Origin of the sequence: Shinella zoogloeoides (assembly GCF_033705735.1) — a bacterium.
GTDB lineage: Bacteria > Pseudomonadota > Alphaproteobacteria > Rhizobiales > Rhizobiaceae > Shinella > Shinella zoogloeoides_A.
Window position 1 is genome coordinate 317,668 of the sequence record NZ_CP131131.1, and the last position, 21,322, is coordinate 338,989.

The window sequence follows — 21,322 nt, forward strand, 5'->3', positions numbered from 1 at the left end:
GCACGTCCTTGGATTTGCAAATGCCGTTGCGTCCGGCCCGTCCCGATGAAGCGAGGCGGGCCTCTCCGAATTTCTGAGGGCGGTTTCATTCGACAATCGATTTTTCGCCGCGTCGCTGCTATAGACCATCGCCTAGGGTCGTGAAAAGGCCCGTAAAACGAGTTCCGAAAGGCTTGGACGCCGGGGGCGGGGCCTGATCGCAGGGGTAGAACGTATCGTGTTTGGAATGACCATCCGCCGTTTTCTCGGCATCTCCCTTCTCGCCGTCGTCGCCGGCTGCAACCAGACCGACAAGCCAGCAGATCTCGGCGTGACGAGCGATCCGTCGGGCGTCCAGGCCGCCGCGCAGCAGCAGACGCAGGTCGCGGTGATCCAGGGCTCGTGCCCGCAAGTCTTCCTGCGCGACGGCACCGCCGTCCTGCAGCGCTACGGCAAGGGCGCCAAGGACGATCCGCAGAACCTTGCCTATCAGGTGACGCTCGGCGACACGACGCGCCAGTGCGTGCTGAACGAGAACCAGCTCGTCATGACGATCATGGTGCAAGGCCGCATCGTCGTCGGCCCGGCCGGTGCCGGCGGTACGGTAACGCTGCCGATCCGCGTCGCGGTCATGGACGGCGAGACCTCGCATTATTCCCAGCTCGTGCAGTTCCCGGTCACGATTCCGGCCGATGGCAGCGCGGCCCAGTTCATCTTCACCCAGAGCAATGTCGCGATCCCCGGCGGCTCCGGCAGCTTCACCAAGGCCTATGTCGGCTTTGAAGAGGGGTCGGCGAAGAAGCGGAAGAAGTAACCGCTTCTGCACATCTCAAAAGAAAAGGCCGCGGAACATCGTTCCGCGGCCTTTTCGTTGGGATGATTGGAAGGCTCAGATCGCTTCCTGCCATTCGGCGAGCGCGGCGACGACGTCCGGCAATTCACTCATGCGCGAGATGACGGTTTCCGCGCCGGCCTCCGTCAGGCGGTCGGCATGGGAAGGGTAGGTGTGCGAGGCACCGGTGAAGCCGACGACGCGCATGCCGGCGGCGCGGGCGCCTGCAATGCCGTGAACCGAATCCTCGATGACCAGCGTGCGCGCCGGATTGGCGCCGAACTGCTTTGCGCCGTGCAGGAAGATATCCGGCTTCGGCTTCACACGGTCGGCGCCGAGATCCTTGGCCGAATAGACATAGGGGCCGAAGACCTCCCGAAGCCCGACCTTCGAGAGCATCATGTCGAGGCGGTGCGAGGCCGAATTCGAACAGATGCAATAGGGCCTGGGGATGCGCGAGAGCATCGACTTGACGCCGTCGATGGCCTTCACCTCCTGCGCGAGGCGCAGGTCGAGCAGCTTTTCCGACTTGTCGAGCAGGGTGGCCGAGAGCGGGATGGAGGCTTCGCGCTCGACGGTCAGCAGGATGTTGTGCCAGGTCATGCCGGCAAAGCGCTCGCCCATTTCCTCGACGCTGATCGGGTAGCCCGCATCCGTCAGCAGCGCCGATTCCACTTCCGCCGCGATGATTTCCGAATCGACGAGAACCCCGTCGCAATCGAAGATGATGAGATCGAAACCGTTCATGAGCTGCTGTCTTTCATAGGGGCAAGTCCGGGAGGGCTGCATCCGGAATTACGGAAGAACGAAGGGGCGCGGAGCGCCCGTGAGGCCGCGGTTTCCCTACACGAAAGGGGGGCGTGGGACAATTGCCGATTCGGGGAGGGAGCCATGCGTAGCGGCCGGGAGCGGCTACCCCTCATCCCGCTGCCGCGACCTTCTCCCTGCAAGCGGGGAGAAGGTGCCGGCAGGCGGATGAGGGGCATTCGCCTGCCCTCACGGAAACAATGCCGTGAACTTCCGCTCGCCTTCTGCCGTGAAGCGGATGGCGCGGCTGTCCTTCTCACGCTTCGCCCAGCCATCCGCGATGAAGCGGGCTAGTAGCGCCTCGCCGAGGGAGCCGGCGAGATGCGAGCGGCGTTCGCTCCAGTCGAGGCAGGTGCGGCAGACCGGGCGGCGTTGCGCCCTGAGGGTGGGGACGTCGATGCCAAGCGCCGCCACACGCGCTTCGCCGGAAGCCGTCAGCTCGGCATCGTCGCCGTCGAGCGTGACGTCGCCGTCGGCCACCATCCGGTCCAGCATGCGCACGCCGAAATCGCCGGCAAGGTGGTTGTAGCAGACCCGTGCCCGGCGCAGTGCCGGATCCTTCGGGCCGGGGCGGGTGCGCAGCAGGCCACGATTGGCCGCAAAACCCATGATGCTTTCGAGCAACGCGCCCACCTCGTCGTCCGCAAGCCCGAAATAGCGGTGCCGCCCTTGCTTGCGCTGCACGACGAGCCCGCCGCCCTCCAGTTTGGAAAGATGCGAACTGGCCGTCTGCAAGGTGATGCCGGCCGCGCCGGCAAGCTCGGTCGCCGTCAGTGCCTGACCGCCCATCAGCGCGGTCAGCATGTTGGCGCGTGCAGGATCGCCGATGAGTGCGCCGATCTGGGAAATGTCCGGTCCTTCTTTCATACTTCGATGATAGACGAAGCATTGGCGTCGGGCAATGTGGGAAAAGGGATCATCGCAATCAAGGAGACGACGATGATCACCTGCTTCATTCGCTACGAGATCGACCCCTTCAAGAAGGATGTCTTCGCCGAATATTCCCGCAACTGGGGCCAGGTGATCCCGCGCTGCGGGGCCGACCTCATCGGCTATTTCGCCCCGCACGAGGGCTCGGCGACCACGGCCTATGGTGTCTACAACATCGAGAGTCTTGCGGCCTACGAGGCCTATCGCGCCCGGCTTGCCGCCGATCCGCTCGGCCGGGAGAACTATGAATTCTCCCGCAGGGAGCGCTTCCTGAAGGAGGACCGCATCTTTCTCAGGAACGCCTCGCCGCCCCATGCGCCGAGGATGACGCCATGATCGCGGTCATCTTCGAGGTCGTGCCCGCGTCCGGCCGCATGGAGCTCTATCTCGACACGGCGCGCGACCTCCGCCCGCTGCTCGACGGCATCGAAGGCTTCATTTCCATCGAGCGCTTCCGCAGCCTCACCGATCCGACACGGCTGCTTTCGCTCTCCTTCTGGCGCGATGAGGCGGCGGTGAAGGCGTGGCGCACCACCGAGGAACATCGCACTGCCCAGTCGCTCGGCCGCGGCGGTGTCTTCGACGCCTATCGGCTGCGCATTGCCAGTGTCGTGCGCGACTACGGCCTCAACGACCGGAACGAGGCGCCGGAGGACAGCCGCGCCTTCCACGCGGCATGAGGACGACGCGGTCCGCATATGGCGGGCCGCATCGTCTTTCGGATCATTGCACCGTCACCTCGGCCCGCTCGCCGGCCTTGACGGTCGCCTTCGCTTCTTTGGGCGCGACGTCGCCCTCGTATTTCACCGCGACGATGTAGTCCCCGGGCGGCACCGTGTCCTGCCATTCCGCGCCGTAATTGATCGACACGGACTTGCGGTTGCCCTGGATGTCCTTCGCGGCGCTGAGGATCTCGATGGAATTGGCCCCCGGCGCGGTGATCGCCAGAACCCCGGCATTGATGTTGACGACGACTTCCTTCATCTCGCCGGCCTTGACGGTGAAGGGGATTTCCCCCGTCGCCGAGCCGAGCTTGGCCGTCAGCACATGGTCGCCAGCCGGAATGTCGAGCTTCGTGCCGGTGCCGTAGCCGTAGGCGACGCTCTTGCGGCTGCCGTCGATCGCCTTTTCCGGCGCCACGATCTCGAAGAAGACATTGCCGGAATCGACCTCCGGCCCGCCTTCCGCATAGACCGCCTTGTTGAGGACGATGCCCGCGCCGATGACGAGGTCGCGCGCGATCTCCTCGCCGGCCTTCACCGCGATGGTTTCCTCCACCTTGGAGGGGCCGATGGTGCCCTGCAGCTTTACCTCGCCGGCCGGAGCATAGAATTTCGCCGTGCCGTAATAGGTGCTGGAATAGCTGCCGAAGGAGACCTGGATCGCGCCGTTCGAGTCGGGCTCGGCGTCGGTCGGCGTGCGCCGCGCGGTGACGGTCACATGCCCGGAATCGAAGTTCACGAAGGGCTTTGCCACTTCGCCGGCCTTCACCTCGAAGGGAACCTGCCGTTCGATCGCGCTCTGCAATGTCACGACGGCGATGTATTTTCCGGGCGGGTAGCTGCCGGAATAGGCGCCCTTGTACTGGCTGTCGATATAGTCGCCGGCCGGCTTGCCGTCGGCACCGGCATTGTAGATCAGCCAGTGGACGTCATCATTGTCGCCGAGCGACAGCCCACCTTCCGAAAGCACGCTGTCGGCCGCGGTGTTGAATTCGACGGCCGGCTCCGGCGTGGTCTCGACCACTTCCGGCTCCGGCTTCGACATCGGCGCTTCCGCCACCGTCTCCGTCAGCGCGGCGACGAGCTGCGTGGCGTCAGAGGCCTGGAAATATTTGCCGCCGGTATTTTCCGCAAGGCAGGCGACCTGCTTGCCTTCCTCCTCCGTCAGGCCGAAGCCGACGACATGGGTGGTGAAATCGACGCCCTTGCTTTCGAGCGCGGAGGCGAGGGCGCAGGGATCGGCCTCGCAGGTCTCCAGCCCATCCGTCACGAGAACCACGGTCGCCTTCTCCTCGGTATATTTGAGGATGTCGGCGGCCTGCTCGACGGACTGCGTGAGCGGCGTCTTGCCCTTCGGATTGAGGCCGTTGACGAAGGCGGTGATGGCGTTTTCGGTGCCTGCGGCCGGCGGCACGGCCAGCTCGATGTCGCTGCACGAGCCTTTTTCACGATGGCCGTAGACCATCAGGCCAAGCTCTGTGCCCGTCGGCACGGACTTCAGCACCGAGCCGAGCGTCTCGCGGGCGATCTCGATCTTGCTGCGCCCGCCGATCTGGCCCCACATGGAGCCGGAGGCATCGAGCACGATCATCGTCTTGTCGGCGGCGAGCGCCCCGCTGGCGGCAAGCAGCCCCGCCAGAAGCATGAAAACGGCTCTCAATCGCACGGTCGTCCTCCTCGTTTGCCGGAAAACCGGCCGATCCCCTCGGCCAGGCGGCGGCATTGTCAGGGAAACGTGCGGGAAGGGGCGTCTATTCGCGGTCTCTTGAATTCGGCGCCGCGATCCCCTTGCGAAACGGTTTTCGCTTTTTCTCCAAACCCTTCAGTCTTTGGTAACCATCTTCGGTAACCATAAGCACCATCAAGTTCCGTTCCGAGTTAGCGTATCAGCGAGTAAAAAATGCCATCTGTTCTTTCGCTTGCAGACGTCTCCCGTTCGCCCCGCAAGAGCGGCTGGCTCGACACGATCATCAAGGGCGACTGCGTTGCCGCGCTCGAAGCGCTGCCGGACCAGTCCGTCGACGTCATCTTCGCCGATCCGCCGTACAACCTCCAGCTCGGCGGCGCGCTGCACCGTCCCGACCAGTCCCTGGTCGACGCCTGCGACGACGAGTGGGACCAGTTCGCCTCCTTCGAGGCCTACGACGCCTTCACCCGCGCCTGGCTGCTCGCCTGCCGCCGCGTGCTGAAGCCGTCGGGCACGATCTGGGTCATCGGCTCCTACCACAACATCTTCCGCGTCGGCGCGACGCTGCAGGATCTCAACTTCTGGATCCTCAACGACATCGTCTGGCGCAAGACCAACCCGATGCCGAACTTCAAGGGTCGCCGCTTCCAGAACGCGCATGAAACGATGATCTGGGCGACCCGCGACCCGAAGGCCAAGGGCTACACCTTCAACTACGATGCCATGAAGGCCGCCAATGACGACGTGCAGATGCGCTCCGACTGGCTCTTCCCGATCTGCAACGGCGGCGAACGCCTGAAGGACGCGGACGGCAAGAAGGTGCATCCGACGCAGAAGCCCGAAGCGCTGCTCGCCCGCATCCTCATGGCCTCCTCCAAGCCCGGTGACGTGGTGCTCGACCCGTTCTTCGGTTCCGGCACGACCGGCGCCGTCGCCAAGCGCCTCGGCCGTCATTTCGTCGGCATCGAGCGCGAGCAGAGCTATATCGATGCGGCCCGCGCGCGCATTGACGCGGTCGAGCCGCTCGGCTCCGGCACCCTTTCCGTGATGAGCGGCAAGAAGGCCGAACCGCGCGTCGCCTTCAACACGCTCCTCGAAAGTGGCCTTCTCCAGCCCGGCACGGTGCTGACGGATGCCCGCCGCCGCCACAGCGCCATCGTGCGCGCCGACGGCACGCTCGCCTCTGGCAACGATGCCGGCTCCATCCACCGCGTCGGCGCCAAGGTGCAGGGGCTCGACGCCTGCAACGGCTGGACCTTCTGGCACTATGCCGACGGCGCGGAGCTGAAGCCGATCGACGCGCTGCGCGCTGTCGTGCGCTCCGGTATGGCTGGCCTCGAATAGGCCACCTGACGACCTTTACTCTTTCTCCAGCTGCGGCCTCCGGTGTTCCCTGCACCGGGGGCTGTGGCTTTTGTGGTCGGGCTGCAGCCCCTCATCCGGCCTGCCGGCACCTTTGTAACTTCCCTTTATCCGCGAAAGCCGGTGTATTTGGCATTGCGGTGGCGGATGGCATCCCGCAGCACTTTTGGGACACCAAGCCCGCGGGAGAGCCCGGGTCTCCATCCGCCGTTCCATCGAACCCGAACAGTCGCCAGGGCCGCTCGACATTGCGAAGCCCGCTTAGGCAAGGATGGGATCGGATGGACAAGGTTGTCGTCGGTATCGACGTATCGAAGGACTGGCTCGACGTGCATGTCGCACCGTCGGGTGAACATTTCCGGGTCGGCAACGATCATGCCGGCGTGGAGGCGCTGATAGCCCGGCTGTCGTCGCACGGCCCCGCTCTGGTGGCGCTGGAGGCGACGGGCGGCTACGAGCATGTGGCGGTGGCGGCGCTTTCGGCGGCGGGGCTTGCCGTGGTGGTCGTCAATCCGGCACAGGTTCGCGCCTATGCGAATGCTCTGGGCAAACATGCCAAGACCGATCCGATCGACGCGGCAGTGATCGCGGCCTTCGTCGAAGCGGCCAAGCCCGACATACGTCCCTTGAAGGACGAGGCGGCGCGGGCCTTCGGCGAACTGGTGACACGGCGGCGCCAGATCGTGCAGATGATGGTGGCGGAAGAGAACCGCGAGCGGATGGCCGCATCCCCGCCCGCCCGCAAGAGCATCCGGCGCGTCCTGACGGCGCTGCGGCGCGAGCTGGAGAGCCTTGATGCCGATATGGACGACCGGATCCGCAAATCACCGTTGTGGCGGGTGCGCGAGAGGCTGTTGACCTCGGTGCCGGGCGTGGGACCGGCGGTGGCGCGCACGCTTTTGGCACATATGCCGGAACTGGGCAGCCTCGACCGGCGACAGATCGCGGCGCTGGCCGGGCTTGCACCGTGGACGCGGCAATCGGGCAAGTGGAAGGGCAGGAGCTTCATCGGCGGAGGCCGGAGCAACGTGCGGTCCGTGCTGTTCATGGCAGCCCTCGTGGCCAGTCGCCACAATGCGGTGCTCAAGGCCTTCCGCGATCATCTCGTGGCGGCCGGCAAGCCGAAGATCGTCGCCATCGTCGCAACCATGCGGAAGCTGCTGACCATGCTCAACGCCATCATCAGGGACCAAAGGCTATGGCAAAACACTTGACAACAAAGACAGTCGCTCTCCCCGCAAGCGGGGAGAAGGAACCGCGTGGCAACGCTCGCTTCCGATTATCGGTTTTGCTCTTGGGAAACCGGTCCCGCACGGGCCCTTCTCCACGCTTGCGGGGAGAAGGTGGCGGCAGCCGGATGAGGAGCTGCCAAAAAAGCATTGCGCTCCCCTCCTGCCCACACATTTGCGACACCGCGTTCAAACGATGTTAACCATCGCCCGCTTACTGTGATCCGGCAAACACATCAGGCCAAGCAACGGAAATCGTTGCGAAAGCCGAGGCCGATCAACCGGCCGGATATCGCTTTTCCGGTTTTTGTACCTTCAGTCCCGGAAATGCGAAAACGCCCGGAGCCTTGCGGCTCCGGGCGTTTCGGTTTCGGGCCGGATGTGACCGGATCAGAGCGCGATGCCGTGCGCGGCAAGGTCGCTCTTCAGCTTTTCAGCACCGGTGAACAGCACGGCGTTCCAGCCCGCCATGCGTGCGCCCTCGACATTGGCCGGTGCATCGTCGATGAAGAGCGTATGGGCGGGCGAAAGGCCGAAGTCGCGGCTGTGCTTCTCGTAGATCGCAAGATCCGGCTTGATGAGCCCGATCTCGCCCGAGACGGTGACGCCGCGCGGCTTGTCGAGGAAGGGATACATCTTTCGCGCCTCCTTGAAGGTGTCGGCGGCGAAGTTGGTCAGCATGGTGACGTCGCGTCCCTGTGAGATCAGCGTCTCCAGGATCGCGACGCTCTCCACATAGGCGGGCGAGACCATCTCGTGCCAGTGCTTGCGGAAGGCGCGGATCTGCTCGACGCGGTCGGGATGCGCCTCGATCAGCAGCGCCTCGGCATCCTCCCACCGGCGCCCGCGGTCCTGCTCCAGGTTCCAGTCATGCGTACAGACATTGGCGAAGAACCAGTTGCGCTCCGCTTCGTCGGGGATCAGTCGCGCGAAGGGGATATGCGGATCATAGTGGATCAGCACCCGGCCGATGTCGAAGACGATGTGGCGGATTTCGATGCTGCTCATGCTTTCCTCTTTTTTTGAAACGCGTCCGGTATGGCTTGCGTGATGGCCTTCTTCATGACGGTCGGCAGTGCCTCGCCGTCGAGCGTTTCCTTCGGCTGCCACCATCCCGCGCCCGCCTGCGCATCCCGCAGAACCACGGAGCGGTAGACGCTGAGGCGCAGTTCGAAATGCGTGAAGACATGGACGACGGTGCCGCAGGCCTGCCAGTCCGCCGAAAAGGGCGCGGCGGAGATATCGGTCTCCCCGTCGATCCGCGCCGTCCAGGCGCTGCCCGGCACTTCCGTCATGCCGCCGAGAAGGCCGCTTTCCCCCCGCTTGCGCAGGAAGACGGCGCCGGTCTCGTCCTCGGCGACAAAGGCCGCGCCGAGCCGGACGGGCTTTTCCTTCTTCGCCGCCTTGCGCGGATAGAGCTCGGGGTCATTGCGCCCCAGCACCCGGCAGTCCGCGTTGAACGGACAGAGCGCGCAGGCCGGGCGGCGCGGCGTGCAGATCGTCGCGCCGAGGTCCATCATCGCCTGGGCGAAGTCGCCCGGCCGGTCCTCCGGCGTCATTTCGGCCACCAGCGCGCGCATTTCCGGCTTTGCCGCCGGAAGCGGCGTCTCGATGGCGTGAAGGCGCGAGACGACGCGCTCGACATTGCCGTCAAGCACCGCGCTCTTCCGGTTGAAGGCGATGGCGGCGATGGCCGCCGCCGTATAGTCGCCGATGCCGGGCAGGGCCTTCAGCCCGTCCTCTGTATCCGGAAAGACCCCGCCATGCTCGAAGGCGACGGCTTCGGCGCATTTCTTGAGGTTGCGGGCTCGGGCGTAATAGCCGAGGCCCGCCCAGGACTTCATCACGTCCTCGTTGTCGGCATTTGCGAGGTCCGTCACGGTCGGCCAGCGCGCGGTGAAGAGCGCGAAATAGGATTTGACCGCCTGCACGGTGGTCTGCTGCAGCATGACCTCGGAAAGCCAGATGCGGTAGGGATCGGGCGCAATCCCCCGCGCCGCCATTGGCGGGCTGACGCGCCACGGCAGATCGCGGTGGTGCCGGTCGTACCAGGCGAGAAGCAGGTCGGCGGGCGCCGCGGTCCGGTGGGATTGGGTCATGGTCTGCCTGAAACGGGATCGGGGCGCTTCTATAGCCTGACAGGGCGGCGCGCGCAAAACCGCTGCACATTTCTGCTGGAATTGCTCTATAACTGGCCGAGTGGTCCGCGATGTTCAAGGCATCCTGCGGGCGAGAACAGGAATATTTTCCCGCAAGGGGTAGGCCGTGAACGCGAAAATGCCCGCACGCCAGTCGAGACGCGGTGTCGTCCAGATCAGCGAGGTCGCCAACGACCTCATCGATCCCGTGCTGGCAAAGCGCGCCGGTATCAACACGATGCTGCTCGGCTCGTGGGAGGAGATCGCCGGCGCCGAGTTCGCCGAATGCACGCGGCCGGAGCGCATCGCCTGGCCGCGCCGCGCCTCGGAAATGGCGGGCGAGGGCGGCGGCCACCAGCCGGGCGTGCTGACGATCGCCTGCGAGGGTGCGCGCGCGCTCTTCCTCAGCCACCAGCAGGGCGAGATCATCCAGCGCATCAACGGCTTCTTCGGCTTTCCCGCCGTCAGCCAGGTGAGGATCGTGCAGAAGCCGGTGGCGCTGCATACGCGCCATCGTCCCCGGCCCCGTCCGCTGACCGGCGCTGCGGCCCGCCATCTCGACGAACTGGTCGAGGGCATCGAGGGCGAGGCGCTGAAGGCGGCGCTGAAGCGCCTCGGCACCGCCGTGCTCGGCCGGCGCCGCTGATCATCGAACGGTCACAATTCTTTGAAGTTACTGGCCTTCACACCGCTTGTTCGCGCCCGAAAGCAGGTATAACGGGAGAGCGAAAGAATTTTACATCCCTTCCGACAGGAGAGACCATGTCCCTTTCCGAAATGAGCCTGATGAAGCGTCTTCTGACCGGCGCCGCCGTTGCGGCGCTCGCCGTGACGCTGGCCGCCTGCTCCGACGAGAAGAAGGAGACCGCCAAGGCTCCCGAGACCAGCCAGACGACGGGCGAGACCGCAAGCTCGACGCCGGCGACCGCCTCGGGCACATCGAACGAGACCACGGCGGCAACGACCGAAACGGCGGCAGCGCCCGCCGCGGCTGTGGACGTCCCGTCTTCCGAGGGCAGCGTGGACATGGCCGAGGTGCTGAAGCCCGGCGCCCTGCCGGACATGGCGCTTGGCGAGGCGAATGCGCCCGTCACCATCGTCGAATACATGTCGACGACCTGCCCGCATTGCGCGGACTTCCACAACAAGACCTTCGACGCGATCAAGACGAAATATGTCGACAGCGGCAAGGTCCGTTTCATCGTGCGCGAATTCCCGTTCGACCCGCGTGCCGCGGCCGCCTTCATGCTGGCGCGCTGCAACCCGCAGGACACGACGAAGCTCACCGATGCTGCGCAGTATTTCCCGATGCTTTCCATGCTGATGAAGCAGCAGGAAACCTGGGCCGCCGCGCAGGATGGCCGCGAAGCGCTGCTGCAGATGTCCAAGCTCGCCGGTTTTACACAGGAGAGCTTCCAGGCCTGCTTGACGAACCAGAAACTTCTGGATGATGTGAACGCGGTACGGGAACGTGCCGCCAAGGAATTCGGGGTCGCCGCGACGCCGACGTTCCTGATCAACGGCAAGCGCTACGCGGGGGACATGTCGGTTGACACCATGTCGGCCCTCATCGACAGCATGCTCTGATCCTTCGACCGGATTTTCGGCGGGCGACGGCGGAAGCCGTGCGCCCGCTTTTTATTTTGCGGCGGCGTTGCCCCTCATCCTCCTGCCGGGAGCTTCTCCTTGGCTGCGGGGAGAAGGAGGAAAACGGCGCGTCCATCGTTCCTCGCCCCGTTTACGGGGAGAGGATGCCGGCAGGCAGGTGAGGGGCATCCTTCGCCATGCGAAGGAAGGGTATCCCGCCCTTGCCGGTGCCGCATGAAATTCACCAAGCTCCGCCTCCTCGGCTTCAAGTCCTTCGTCGAGCCCACCGAATTCGTCATCGAGCGGGGCCTGACCGGCGTCGTCGGGCCGAACGGCTGCGGCAAGTCGAACCTCGTCGAGGCGCTGCGCTGGGTGATGGGGGAAAACTCCTACAAGAACATGCGCGCGTCCGGCATGGACGACGTCATCTTCTCCGGTTCCGGTAACCGCCCGGCGCGGAACACCGCCGAAGTCGGCCTCTATCTCGACAATTCCGACCGCACCGCACCCGCCGCCTTCAATAACGAGGACGAGATCCAGGTGACGCGCCGCATCGAGCGCGAGAACGGCTCGGTCTACCGCATCAACGGCAAGGAGGCGCGCGCCAAGGATGTGCAGCTCCTCTTCGCCGACGCCTCCACCGGCGCCCGCTCGCCCTCCATGGTGGGGCAGGGCCGTATCGGCGAATTGATCCAGGCCAAGCCCCAGGCCCGCCGCCAGCTTCTCGAAGAGGCGGCCGGCATTTCGGGCCTTCATTCCCGCCGCCATGAGGCGGAACTGCGCCTGCGCGCCGCCGAGACCAATCTCGAACGGCTCGACGATGTCACCTCGCAGCTCGAAAGCCAGATCGAGAGCCTGAAGCGCCAGTCGCGGCAGGCGAGCCGCTTCAAGGCGCTCTCCGCCGACATCCGTCGCCACGAGGCGATGCTGCTGCATATCCGCTGGGCGCAGGCCAAGGAGGCTGAGAGCGAGGCGGAAAGCCAGCTCAACCAGACGACCTCGCTCGTCGCCGAGCGCGCCAATGCGCAGATGCAGGCGGCAAAGGACCAGGCCGTCGCCAGCCTCAAGCTGCCGGAACTGCGCGAGAACGAGGCCAAGCTCGCCGCCGTCCTCCAGCGCCTGCAGATCGCCCGCGCGCAGCTCGAAGAGGATTCCGCCCGGCTGCTGCGCCGTCGTGACGAACTCACCCGCCGCCTCGCCCAGCTCGCCGAGGATATTTTCCGCGAGGAGCGCATGGTGGCCGATAATGCCGCCGTGCTGGAACGGCTGACGGCCGAGGAGGAGGAGATCGGCGAGATCCTCGCCGAGGCCGACGAGCGCGCCGAGGCCGCCCGCGAGACGATGGACGAGGCCGCCGCGAAGCTTGCCGAAAGCGAAGCCGCCCTTGCCGCCGTCACCGCCGAGCGCGCGGAGGCGCAGGCAGTGCGCAACCAGCTCGAAAAGGCGATCCGCGACCTTTCCGAACGCCATCTCCGGCTCGGCCAGCAGTTGGACGCGCAGGCGCGCGAGCTGGAGGAGATGGACGCCCGCATCGCGGGGCTTCCCGATCCGGAAGAGCGCCGCGTCGCCGTTCAGTCCGCCGAAGAGGCGCTGGAGGCGGCCGGCGACATGCTCGTTGCGGTCGAAGAGGCCCTGGAAGAAGCCCGCTTCAACGAATCCGCCCTGCGCGGTCCGGTCGATGCCGCCCGCGCCCGGCTTGCCGGGATCGAGACGGAAGCCCGCACCATCCGCCGCATGCTGGAAGCCGGTGCCGCCGGCGGTTCCTTCGCGCCGGTCGTGGAGGAGGTCGATGTCGACCGCGGCTATGAGACCGCGCTCGGTGCCGCGCTTGGCGACGATCTCGATTCGCCCGCGGATGTGGATGCGCCCGTTCACTGGCGGCTGTCGGGAGACCCCGTCGGCGATCCGGCCCTGCCAGATGGCGTCCCGGCGCTGATCGCCCATGTCCGTGCGCCAAAAGTCCTGCACCGCCGGCTTACCCAGATCGGCCTTGCCGCCAGCGTGGAGCTGGCGCTGTCCCTGCTGCCGAAGCTGAAGCCGGGCCAGCGGCTCGTTACGCGCAACGGCGCGGTCTTCCGCTGGGACGGCCACGTCACCGGCGCGGATGCGCCGAGCGCCGCTGCCCTTCGCCTCGAACAGAAGAACCGCCTCGCCGAACTGGAGACCGAGGCAGAGGACGCCCGCGCGGCGCTCGCCGAAGCGGAAGCCGATCTAGCCCGCGCGGCCGAGACGATCCGCGCCGAGACGCAGCGCCAGCAAGCGGCGCGCGAGGCGCAGCGGGGTGCCGCCCGCACGCTGGCCGAGGCCCGCGAGGCGCTGGAAGCGGCCGAGCGCGCCTCCGGCGACCTTATCCGCCGCCGCGCCGTGCTCTCGGAAACGCGCGCCCAGATCGAGGCGCAGGTGGAGGAGGCCGCCGAAAGCCTGGAGGATGCCCGCGCCGCGCTGGAAGACGCGCCCGACCTCGCCGATCTCGACCTGCGCCTGCGCACCCACACGATGGATGTCGCGACCGACCGGGCGACGCTGGCCGAAGCCCGGGCCGCCCATGACGGCCTTGCCCGCGAGATGGCCGACCGCCGCCGCCGGCTGATGGCCATCTCGGCCGAGCGCGAGACGTGGAAGAGCCGCGCCGCCAATGCGGAAAGCCATATCGCAACCCTGCGCGAGCGCGAAGGCGAGGCGCGCGAGGAGATGGAAGAGCTCATCGAGGCCCCCGACGAGATCGAGGAGAAGCGCCGCGAGCTCCTGATCGGCCTCACCAATGCCGAGGCCGCCCGCCGTGAAGCCGCCGACGCCCTCCAGGAGGCCGAGAACCACCAGCGCGAGGCCGACCGCATGGCCGCGACGGCCCTTTCGCAGCTTGCCGAAGCCCGCGAGACGCGCGGCCGCGCGGAAGAACGTCTCGTTTCCGCCCGCGAGCGCCGCGTTGAGGGCGAGGCGCGTATCCGCGAGGCGCTGTCCTGCGCGCCGCACGAGGCGCTGCGCCTCACCGGCCATCCCGCCGATGCCCCGCTGTCCGATCCGCGCGAACGCGAACGGGAGCTGGACCGGCTGAAGATGGAGCGCGAGCGTCTCGGCGCGGTGAACCTGCGCGCCGAGGAAGAGCAGAAGGATCTCACCGAAAAGCTCGACGCGCTCGTTGCCGAGCGCGAGGATATCATCGAGGCGGTGCGCAAGCTGCGCTCGGCGATCCAGAGCCTCAACCGCGAGGGCCGCGAGCGCCTGCTCGCCGCCTTCGATGTCGTCAACGTCCAGTTCCAGCGCCTCTTCACCCACCTCTTCGGCGGCGGCACGGCGGAGCTGCAACTGATCGAGAGCGACGACCCGCTCGATGCCGGCCTCGAAATCCTCGCCCGCCCGCCGGGCAAGAAGCCGCAGACCATGACGCTGCTTTCCGGCGGCGAGCAGGCGCTGACGGCCATGGCGCTGATCTTTGCCGTCTTCCTCACCAATCCCGCGCCGATCTGCGTGCTGGACGAGGTGGACGCCCCGCTCGACGACCACAATGTCGAGCGCTACTGCAACCTGATGGACGAGATGGCGGCCTCCACCGAGACCCGCTTCGTCATCATCACCCACAACCCCATCACCATGGCCCGCATGAACCGCCTCTTCGGCGTCACCATGGCCGAGCAGGGCGTGTCGCAGCTGGTCTCTGTGGACCTGCAGACGGCCGAGCAGCTTCGCGAAGCCTCCTGATCGCCGGGAACAAAAGCCTTTCCAATGCGTTGACCGCTGCCCGCACGTTGCGGCGGGACTATGCAATTGGGGATCACACGTGAGCAGAAACGCACTTTACATGATCATCGGCGCCCTCGTCGTCGTGGTGGCCGGGTTTTCCTATTATGCCTGGCAGCAGGAAAAGAAGCCGGACGGCGTGGAGATCCGGCTGGACGACAAGGGGCTTTCCATCGAGGGGAACTGAGCCGCCGATTGCCGCCGTGCCCGATGGGCACGGCCATAGCCTCCTCTCGTGATGTTGCATTGCCGTTGCAAAATTGATGCAATGCAGCAAATTTCCCATCCTACCGCGTTTTCAAAGGGATGCAGTTCCTGTAGATTACGGGAACGCATTTGGGAGGCGTCGATGGAGAAGTGGGTCTATACCTTCGGGGGAGGCCGTGCCGAAGGCAGCGCGGGCGACCGCAATCTGCTGGGCGGCAAGGGCGCGAACCTTGCTGAAATGTGCAATCTCGGCCTGCCGGTGCCGCCGGGGCTCACCATCGTCACCGCCGCCTGCAATCATTATTACGAGAACGGCCGCTCGCTGCCCGCCGGCTTGAAGGATCAGGTCCGCGAGGGGCTTCGCCATATGGAGGCGATCACCGGCCGCGCCTTCGGCGACACGGCGAAACCGCTGCTGCTTTCCGTGCGCTCCGGCGCCCGCGCCTCCATGCCCGGCATGATGGACACGGTGCTGAACCTCGGCCTCAACGACCATACGGTCGAGGCGCTCGGCCACGATGCGGGCGACGCGCGCTTTGCCTGGGACAGCTACCGCCGCTTCATCCAGATGTATGGCGATGTCGTCATGGGCCTCGACCACGAGGTCTTCGAGGAGATCCTCGAAGACGAGAAGGGTCGGCTCGGTCATGAGCAGGATACGGAGCTCTCCGCCGTCGAGTGGCAGCATGTCATCGCCCGCTACAAGGAGATCATCGCGGAAGAGCTCGGCGAGGAATTCCCGCAGGACCCGGAAGTCCAGCTCTGGGGTGCCATCGGTGCCGTCTTCGCAAGCTGGATGAACGCCCGCGCCGTCACCTACCGCACGCTGCATAACATCCCCGCTGTCTGGGGCACCGCCGTCAACGTCCAGGCCATGGTCTTCGGCAATCTCGGCAATTCCTCAGCCACCGGCGTCGCCTTCACGCGCAATCCTTCGACCGGCGAGAACAAGCTCTACGGCGAATTCCTCGTCAACGCGCAGGGCGAGGATGTCGTCGCCGGCATCCGCACGCCGCAGAACATCACCGAGGAGGCGCGTCTTGCCTCCGGCTCCGACCGGCCGTCGCTGGAAAAGCTGATGCCGGAGGCCTTCGCCGAATTCCGCGGCATCTGCGAGCGGCTGGAGCGGCATTACCGCGACATGCAGGACCTCGAATTCACCATCGAGCGGGGAAAACTCTGGATGCTCCAGACCCGTTCGGGCAAGCGCACGGCCAAGGCCGCGCTGAAGATCGCCGTCGACATGGCGACGGAAGGGCTGATCAGCGAGGGCGAGGCCGTCTCGCGCATCGACCCTGCCTCGCTCGACCAGCTCCTGCACCCGACCATCGATCCGCGCGCGCGGCGCGACGTCATCGGCTCCGGCCTGCCGGCCTCGCCGGGCGCGGCGACGGGCGAGATCGTCTTCACCTCCGAAGAGGCCGTGAAGGCGGATGACGAGGGCCGCAAGGTCATCCTCGTGCGCATCGAGACCAGCCCGGAAGACATTCACGGCATGCATGCCGCCGAAGGCATTCTCACCACGCGCGGCGGCATGACCAGCCACGCGGCGGTAGTGGCCCGCGGCATGGGAACGCCCTGTGTTTCCGGCGCGGGCACGCTGCGCGTCGACCTGCGCAACGAATTGCTGGTCGCCCAGGGCGTGACGCTTCGGAAGGGCGACGTCATCACCATCGACGGCTCCTCCGGCCAGATCCTGAAGGGCGAGATCCCGATGCTGCAGCCGGAGCTTTCCGGCGATTTCGGCCGCATCATGGAATGGGCGGACCGCACGCGCCGCATGAAGGTGCGCACCAATGCCGAGACACCGGCGGATGCCCGCGCGGCCCGCTCCTTCGGCGCCGAGGGCATCGGCCTCTGCCGCACCGAGCACATGTTCTTCGAGGGAAGTCGCATCAATGTGATGCGCGAGATGATTCTTGCCGAGGACGAGGCCGGCCGCAGGGCCGCGCTCGCCAAGCTGCTGCCCATGCAGCGCTCGGACTTCGCCGAGCTGTTCGAGATCATGCACGGCCTGCCGGTGACGATCCGCCTGCTCGACCCGCCGCTGCACGAATTCCTGCCCAAGAGCGACGAGGAGATCGCCGAGGTCGCCGCCGCCCTCGCGATCGACGAGGCCGTGCTGCGCCGCCGCGTCGATACGCTGCACGAATTCAACCCCATGCTCGGCCATCGCGGCTGCCGCCTCGCCATCTCCTATCCGGAAATCGCCGAGATGCAGGCCCGCGCCATCTTCGAGGCCGCTGCGGAAGCGGCGAAGAAGACGGGTGCCGCCGTCGAGCCGGAGATCATGGTGCCGCTGGTCGGCCTCAAGGCGGAGCTGGACTATGTGAAGGCCCGCATCGAGGCGGTGGCGAAGGCGGTGATCGCCGAGAGCGGCGTGCCGATCACCTATCTCACCGGCACGATGATCGAGCTGCCGCGCGCCGCCCTTCGCGCCCATGTCATCGCCGAATCGGCCGAATTCTTCTCCTTCGGCACCAACGACCTGACGCAGACGACCTTCGGCATCTCGCGCGATGACGCCTCGGCGTTCCTGTCGACCTATATCCAGAAGGGCATCGTCGAGCAGGATCCGTTCGTCCAGCTCGATTTCGACGGCGTGGGGGAACTCATCCGCATCGCCGCCGAGCGCGGCCGGCGCACGCGCAACGACCTCAAGCTCGGCATCTGCGGGGAGCATGGCGGCGACCCGGCCTCGATCCATTTCTGCGAGGATGCGGGGCTGGATTACGTCTCCTGCTCACCTTTCCGCGTGCCGATCGCGCGCCTCGCGGCGGCGCAAGCAGCGTTCAAGGGCGGCAAGGCCTGACCGGCGGCAAGCGCGGCGCCCGCCTCAGCGGTGCCGGTGGTCGCGCACGATGATGACGGGCGGCGGCATGTAGAGCGCGTCGCGGCTCGCCTGCCGCAGCGCATAGCGCCGGTCGAGATCAATGCGCTGCAGGCATTCCGCGAAGGCATCCGTGCGGGGGCGGAAGCCGTAGGAGACGCAGCGGTCCTCATCGGCCGCGCGCATTTCCTCTGCCGTCTGGCAGCCGGCGATGACGACGGCGATGGCCGCAAGGGCGGCGAGCTTTGGAAACATCGTGGACATGCGGCCTCCGGCGGTCTGTTGACCCCATGGAGATAGGCTTGCCCGGGCGCGGCGGCAAGCCCTCAGATGCGTTCGAGCACGTCGATGAAGGCGTCGGCGAAGCGCTTGAGGTCCTTCGTCGAATCGTCGGGGCTCTCGACCCGGATCGCGGCGCCTTCCGCATCGAGCAGGGCGAACACCACTTCGAGCGATCCTGCGTCTCCCTTCGGCACGCGTAGCGCTGCAATCCGCAGGCAATCCTCTGCAAGGCCGGAGGCGGGCAGCTCGAAGAGGAAATCCCCGCCCACCTGGTCGGCGGCGCTGCGCACGGCCTCGGTGAAGGTTTCCGCATCGCCGGCAAAGCCGTCGAGCGAAAGTTCCAGTTCCAAAAGCTCCAGGGGGAGGGCGGGCTCGCCAGCATTGGTGGCGACAGGTGTGTCGGCGGCTGTCTGCGTCGGCAACATCGTCAGGCTCCTAGCGCAATTCCAGCGAAGCGGTCCTGCCGCCGGAACTGCATCGAATGAAATTCCCCCGTTCGTGAAAACTCGTTAACGAGCGTGGCAAATTTGCGGCACGCAAGGATATTTGCCGCGCGAGGCCGGAAAGTCACAGCCACGATGCCGCAGCGGAGCGGTGGAAAACCGCGCCCTGTTGCGCTAGGAAAAGAGCGCGGCAGCGGCGCCGCGAGCATCCGGTGAGGCCATGGCGATCACGATCCAGTATGAACGGCCCGTTTCCCACGCGGCGCACTGGGCCCGGCGTCTGGCGCTGTTTTCCTGCATGCTCTTCATCGCCGTCGTGCTGTCGCATCGCTTCGGCCCGCTCACCACGCCGCATTTCCTGGCGCTCGCCGGCTTTGCCTGCGCCATGGCGGCGGTCGCCGTGCTGCTGGCCGCCTTCGGCCTTGCGCGCCTTTGGCAGGTCGGCGCGCGGGGCGGCAAGGCATCGCTCGTCGCGCTGCTTTTTTCGCTGCTGCCGCTCGGCGTCGCGGGCGCGGCCGGCTATTCCTATTTCTACAAGCCGGCGCTCTTCGACGTGACGACCGATACCGCCGCGCCTCCGCCATGGCTCGCCGTGCCGTCCGCCGAACAGGACTGGCTGCCGCGCGCCGGCGCCGTGACGCCGCGTGACCGTGAAATCCAGCTCGAAGCCTATCCCGCCCTTTCCGGCCGGCGCTACGAAGGCGCGCTCGATCGCGTCTATCAGGGCGTGCGCAAGGTCGCAGCCGCCTATGGCATCACGATCACCGCGGAAGACGGGCTCGACAATATCCTCGCCGATCTCGAGGACCTGGTGGTCGATCCGAGCAAGGCGGCGCAAAGCTCCGACGCCCTTGGCGAAGTGCCCATTCCCGAAGCCCGCCCGCTGGAAACGCCCATCAAGCCGCATATCGGCGGTGCTGGCGACGTGCTCCTGCAGGGGGAGTGGCGCTCGCCCGTCTTCGGCTTCCGCTTCGATGTGGTGATCCGCCTGCGCGAGGAAGCGGAGACGACGCTGGTCGACATGCGCGCTGCCTCCCGCTACGGCCCGCACGACCTCGGCATCGGGGCGGATCTGGTGGAAGGCTACCTCAAGGCGCTAGATGCCGAATTGCTGGGCATCGCCGGCGACTAGCGCCTGCCTTGTGACGCATGTTCAAAGGCCGGGAGCAGGGAAATAGAGCCCCTTCATTGAAGGCGGCCCCTCCGTTACCACCTCGCCGCGCGCGACGAGATCCTCCAGATGCGCCAGCACCGAAAGCGCCGCCGCCCCGTGCAGCCGCGGATCGGTCTCGCGGTAGATGACCTTCACCATATCGGCGATCAGCCGGTCGCCCGCGCGGATGCGCTCGCGCACCGCCCGCTCGCGCATGCGCCGGTGGGTGCGCAGCCCGCGAAGGAAGGAGGCCGGCTCCGTCACCGGCCCGCCATGGCCGGGAAAATAGATGCGGTCATCCCGTTCCAGCAGCCGCTCCAGGGAGGCCATGTAGTCCGCCATCGCGCCGTCCGGCGGGGCGACGATGGTCGTCGCCCAGGCCATGACATGATCGGCGGAAAAGACGATGCCGTCCGGCCCGTCGAGCGCGAAGGCGGCATGGTTGGCCGTGTGGCCGGGGGTCAGCAGCGCCGTCAGCGCCCAGCCGTCGCCCTCGACGGTCTCGCCGTGACCGAGCGCGATGTCCGGCGAAAAATCCGTGTCCGCGCTTTCGGCGAAGGGATTGCGCTCGCCGGCATGGAGCGGCCGGGCGGCGCGGTGCGGGCCTTCGGCGACGATGAGCGCCCCCGTCTCCGCCTTCAGCCGCCGGGCGAGGGGGGAGTGGTCGCGGTGCGTGTGGCTGACGGCGATATGCGTCACCTCGCGGCCGGCAAGCGCCTGCATCAGCGCGCGGAAATGCGCCTCGTCCTCCGGTCCGGGATCGATCACCGCCACCGAGCGGTCGCCGACGATATAGCTGTTGGTGCCATGGAAGGTGAAGGGGCTGGGATTGTTGACGGTGAGGCGCTGCACACGCGGCGCCACCGCCACCGCCTCGCCATAGGCCGGCTTGAAGGCGAGGTCGAAATGCGGCGCTTCGTCCTTCCCGTCGCTCGCTTTACCCGTCACTTGTATTCGATCTCGATGAAGCTCATCGGCTTGTCGCCACCATTGACGACATTGTGCGCCACACCCGCCTCGCGGCGATAGACGGCACCGGTCCTGGTGTGGACGCGCCGCTCGCCGGTCTCCTCCTCGATGAGGAAGTCGCAATCCGTCATCGGCACCACGACATAGCCGAGCCCGTGCACATGATGGCCGGTATCGGCGCCCGGCTCGAAATCCCAGCGCGTGACGCGCACCACCGCGTCGTCGAGAAGAACGGTGGGCACGGCCGGCGGGCGGGCGCGGAACTGGGACATGGCGGCTCCTCGGGAAGACGGCGGCAGAGGCTTTGGCTTGCAGCCGGACGGATGATCTTTCCGCCGGAGCCTATCGCCGCAGCACCGGCCTGCCAAGCGGCATGCCCGCCGAAATCGCCGCCCGCCCCTTTAGAATAATCGCGCAAAATCGGAAC

The 21,322-nt window shown here is 66.5% G+C and carries 20 protein-coding genes; 11 read left to right on the top strand and 9 right to left on the bottom strand.

What is annotated here, in order from left to right:
• The first annotated feature begins 226 nt into the window (after positions 1-226).
• On the top strand, positions 227-793 hold the full coding sequence (locus tag ShzoTeo12_RS19165; RefSeq protein ID WP_318913636.1) for a hypothetical protein: 567 nt from the start codon (positions 227-229) through the stop codon (positions 791-793).
• Between the two features lie 75 nt (positions 794-868).
• Here the strand turns inward: ShzoTeo12_RS19165 and ShzoTeo12_RS19170 are convergent, their stop codons facing one another.
• Together ShzoTeo12_RS19170 and ShzoTeo12_RS19175 are read right to left on the bottom strand one after the other, a co-directional pair.
• Positions 869-1,558, bottom strand: coding sequence for an HAD family hydrolase (locus ShzoTeo12_RS19170; protein WP_318913638.1), 690 nt, complete (start codon positions 1,556-1,558; stop codon positions 869-871).
• 249 nt (positions 1,559-1,807) lie between these two features.
• Positions 1,808-2,485 carry a winged helix-turn-helix domain-containing protein gene (locus tag ShzoTeo12_RS19175; RefSeq protein WP_318913640.1) on the bottom strand — a complete coding sequence of 226 codons (678 nt, stop codon included), beginning with the start codon at positions 2,483-2,485 and terminating at the stop codon, positions 1,808-1,810.
• Between the two features lie 72 nt (positions 2,486-2,557).
• On the opposite strand from ShzoTeo12_RS19175, the gene ShzoTeo12_RS19180 reads away from it, so the two are divergent.
• Together ShzoTeo12_RS19180 and ShzoTeo12_RS19185 are read left to right on the top strand one after the other, a co-directional pair.
• Positions 2,558-2,884 (top strand): NIPSNAP family protein, encoded by a 327-nt coding sequence (locus ShzoTeo12_RS19180; protein WP_318913641.1) that lies wholly within the window; start codon positions 2,558-2,560, stop codon positions 2,882-2,884.
• Positions 2,881-3,228, top strand: coding sequence for an antibiotic biosynthesis monooxygenase (locus ShzoTeo12_RS19185; protein WP_318913643.1), 348 nt, complete (start codon positions 2,881-2,883; stop codon positions 3,226-3,228). Before ShzoTeo12_RS19180 ends, ShzoTeo12_RS19185 begins: the two co-directional genes overlap by 4 nt.
• A gap of 43 nt (positions 3,229-3,271) precedes the next feature.
• Here ShzoTeo12_RS19185 and ShzoTeo12_RS19190 read toward each other — a convergent pair whose 3' ends face one another.
• Positions 3,272-4,936 carry a vWA domain-containing protein gene (locus ShzoTeo12_RS19190; protein WP_318913645.1) on the bottom strand — a complete coding sequence of 555 codons (1,665 nt, stop codon included), beginning with the start codon at positions 4,934-4,936 and terminating at the stop codon, positions 3,272-3,274.
• 234 nt (positions 4,937-5,170) lie between these two features.
• Between ShzoTeo12_RS19190 and ShzoTeo12_RS19195 the strand changes: the two genes are divergently transcribed.
• Both ShzoTeo12_RS19195 and ShzoTeo12_RS19200 read left to right on the top strand, forming a co-directional pair.
• The gene (locus tag ShzoTeo12_RS19195) at positions 5,171-6,301 is read left to right on the top strand and encodes a site-specific DNA-methyltransferase (RefSeq protein WP_119254539.1); all 1,131 of its coding nucleotides are present in this window, start codon (positions 5,171-5,173) and stop codon (positions 6,299-6,301) included.
• A 299-nt stretch (positions 6,302-6,600) separates the two neighbouring features.
• Positions 6,601-7,533, top strand: coding sequence for an IS110 family transposase (locus ShzoTeo12_RS19200; protein WP_318911869.1), 933 nt, complete (start codon positions 6,601-6,603; stop codon positions 7,531-7,533).
• 405 nt (positions 7,534-7,938) lie between these two features.
• Here the strand turns inward: ShzoTeo12_RS19200 and ShzoTeo12_RS19205 are convergent, their stop codons facing one another.
• The gene (locus ShzoTeo12_RS19205; protein WP_318913647.1) at positions 7,939-8,556 is read right to left on the bottom strand and encodes an HAD family phosphatase; all 618 of its coding nucleotides are present in this window, start codon (positions 8,554-8,556) and stop codon (positions 7,939-7,941) included.
• On the bottom strand, positions 8,553-9,647 hold the full coding sequence (gene mutY / locus ShzoTeo12_RS19210; protein ID WP_318913649.1) for an A/G-specific adenine glycosylase: 1,095 nt from the start codon (positions 9,645-9,647) through the stop codon (positions 8,553-8,555). Before mutY ends, ShzoTeo12_RS19205 begins: the two co-directional genes overlap by 4 nt.
• 178 nt (positions 9,648-9,825) lie before the next feature.
• Between mutY and ShzoTeo12_RS19215 the strand changes: the two genes are divergently transcribed.
• The 5 genes from ShzoTeo12_RS19215 (at position 9,826) to ppdK (ending at position 18,030) form a co-directional block, all read left to right on the top strand.
• Entirely contained in the window at positions 9,826-10,332 is a 507-nt protein-coding gene (locus tag ShzoTeo12_RS19215; protein WP_318914323.1) for a DUF721 domain-containing protein, read from the top strand.
• Between the two features lie 116 nt (positions 10,333-10,448).
• Positions 10,449-11,273, top strand: a complete 825-nt coding sequence (locus ShzoTeo12_RS19220; protein WP_318913651.1) for a DsbA family protein — start codon at positions 10,449-10,451, stop codon at positions 11,271-11,273.
• A gap of 234 nt (positions 11,274-11,507) precedes the next feature.
• Positions 11,508-14,972, top strand: a complete 3,465-nt coding sequence (locus ShzoTeo12_RS19225; protein WP_318913653.1) for a chromosome segregation SMC family protein — start codon at positions 11,508-11,510, stop codon at positions 14,970-14,972.
• 79 nt (positions 14,973-15,051) lie between these two features.
• Complete coding sequence (locus tag ShzoTeo12_RS19230) at positions 15,052-15,198, top strand: hypothetical protein (protein ID WP_318913655.1); 147 nt, start codon at positions 15,052-15,054, stop codon at positions 15,196-15,198.
• A 162-nt stretch (positions 15,199-15,360) separates the two neighbouring features.
• Positions 15,361-18,030, top strand: coding sequence for a pyruvate, phosphate dikinase (ppdK, locus tag ShzoTeo12_RS19235; protein ID WP_318913657.1), 2,670 nt, complete (start codon positions 15,361-15,363; stop codon positions 18,028-18,030).
• 24 nt (positions 18,031-18,054) lie between these two features.
• Here the strand turns inward: ppdK and ShzoTeo12_RS19240 are convergent, their stop codons facing one another.
• Together ShzoTeo12_RS19240 and ShzoTeo12_RS19245 are read right to left on the bottom strand one after the other, a co-directional pair.
• Positions 18,055-18,312 (bottom strand): hypothetical protein, encoded by a 258-nt coding sequence (locus ShzoTeo12_RS19240; RefSeq protein ID WP_245424701.1) that lies wholly within the window; start codon positions 18,310-18,312, stop codon positions 18,055-18,057.
• A gap of 62 nt (positions 18,313-18,374) precedes the next feature.
• A complete protein-coding gene (locus ShzoTeo12_RS19245) occupies positions 18,375-18,755 on the bottom strand; it encodes a hypothetical protein (RefSeq protein WP_318913659.1) in 381 nt (126 codons plus the stop codon).
• 244 nt (positions 18,756-18,999) lie between these two features.
• Between ShzoTeo12_RS19245 and ShzoTeo12_RS19250 the strand changes: the two genes are divergently transcribed.
• On the top strand, positions 19,000-19,905 hold the full coding sequence (locus tag ShzoTeo12_RS19250; protein ID WP_318914324.1) for a DUF1499 domain-containing protein: 906 nt from the start codon (positions 19,000-19,002) through the stop codon (positions 19,903-19,905).
• 21 nt (positions 19,906-19,926) lie between these two features.
• On the opposite strand, the gene ShzoTeo12_RS19255 is transcribed toward ShzoTeo12_RS19250, so the two are convergent.
• Both ShzoTeo12_RS19255 and ShzoTeo12_RS19260 read right to left on the bottom strand, forming a co-directional pair.
• Positions 19,927-20,874, bottom strand: a complete 948-nt coding sequence (locus ShzoTeo12_RS19255; protein ID WP_318913661.1) for an MBL fold metallo-hydrolase — start codon at positions 20,872-20,874, stop codon at positions 19,927-19,929.
• Positions 20,871-21,167: a cupin gene (locus ShzoTeo12_RS19260; protein WP_318913663.1), complete on the bottom strand. Its 297-nt coding sequence runs from the start codon at positions 21,165-21,167 to the stop codon at positions 20,871-20,873. Before ShzoTeo12_RS19260 ends, ShzoTeo12_RS19255 begins: the two co-directional genes overlap by 4 nt.
• Between the last annotated feature and the right edge of the window lie 155 nt (positions 21,168-21,322).

Coding starts and splice junctions, on each gene's coding strand:
- ShzoTeo12_RS19165 (WP_318913636.1), top strand. CDS start 227: ATGACCATCCGCCGTTTTCTCGGCATCTCCCTTCTCGCCGTCGTCGCC.
- ShzoTeo12_RS19170 (WP_318913638.1), bottom strand. CDS start 1,558: ATGAACGGTTTCGATCTCATCATCTTCGATTGCGACGGGGTTCTCGTC.
- ShzoTeo12_RS19175 (WP_318913640.1), bottom strand. CDS start 2,485: ATGAAAGAAGGACCGGACATTTCCCAGATCGGCGCACTCATCGGCGAT.
- ShzoTeo12_RS19180 (WP_318913641.1), top strand. CDS start 2,558: ATGATCACCTGCTTCATTCGCTACGAGATCGACCCCTTCAAGAAGGAT.
- ShzoTeo12_RS19185 (WP_318913643.1), top strand. CDS start 2,881: ATGATCGCGGTCATCTTCGAGGTCGTGCCCGCGTCCGGCCGCATGGAG.
- ShzoTeo12_RS19195 (WP_119254539.1), top strand. CDS start 5,171: ATGCCATCTGTTCTTTCGCTTGCAGACGTCTCCCGTTCGCCCCGCAAG.
- ShzoTeo12_RS19200 (WP_318911869.1), top strand. CDS start 6,601: ATGGACAAGGTTGTCGTCGGTATCGACGTATCGAAGGACTGGCTCGAC.
- ShzoTeo12_RS19205 (WP_318913647.1), bottom strand. CDS start 8,556: ATGAGCAGCATCGAAATCCGCCACATCGTCTTCGACATCGGCCGGGTG.
- mutY (WP_318913649.1), bottom strand. CDS start 9,647: ATGACCCAATCCCACCGGACCGCGGCGCCCGCCGACCTGCTTCTCGCC.
- ShzoTeo12_RS19215 (WP_318914323.1), top strand. CDS start 9,826: ATGCCCGCACGCCAGTCGAGACGCGGTGTCGTCCAGATCAGCGAGGTC.
- ShzoTeo12_RS19220 (WP_318913651.1), top strand. CDS start 10,449: ATGTCCCTTTCCGAAATGAGCCTGATGAAGCGTCTTCTGACCGGCGCC.
- ShzoTeo12_RS19225 (WP_318913653.1), top strand. CDS start 11,508: ATGAAATTCACCAAGCTCCGCCTCCTCGGCTTCAAGTCCTTCGTCGAG.
- ppdK (WP_318913657.1), top strand. CDS start 15,361: ATGGAGAAGTGGGTCTATACCTTCGGGGGAGGCCGTGCCGAAGGCAGC.
- ShzoTeo12_RS19240 (WP_245424701.1), bottom strand. CDS start 18,312: ATGTCCACGATGTTTCCAAAGCTCGCCGCCCTTGCGGCCATCGCCGTC.
- ShzoTeo12_RS19245 (WP_318913659.1), bottom strand. CDS start 18,755: ATGTTGCCGACGCAGACAGCCGCCGACACACCTGTCGCCACCAATGCT.
- ShzoTeo12_RS19260 (WP_318913663.1), bottom strand. CDS start 21,167: ATGTCCCAGTTCCGCGCCCGCCCGCCGGCCGTGCCCACCGTTCTTCTC.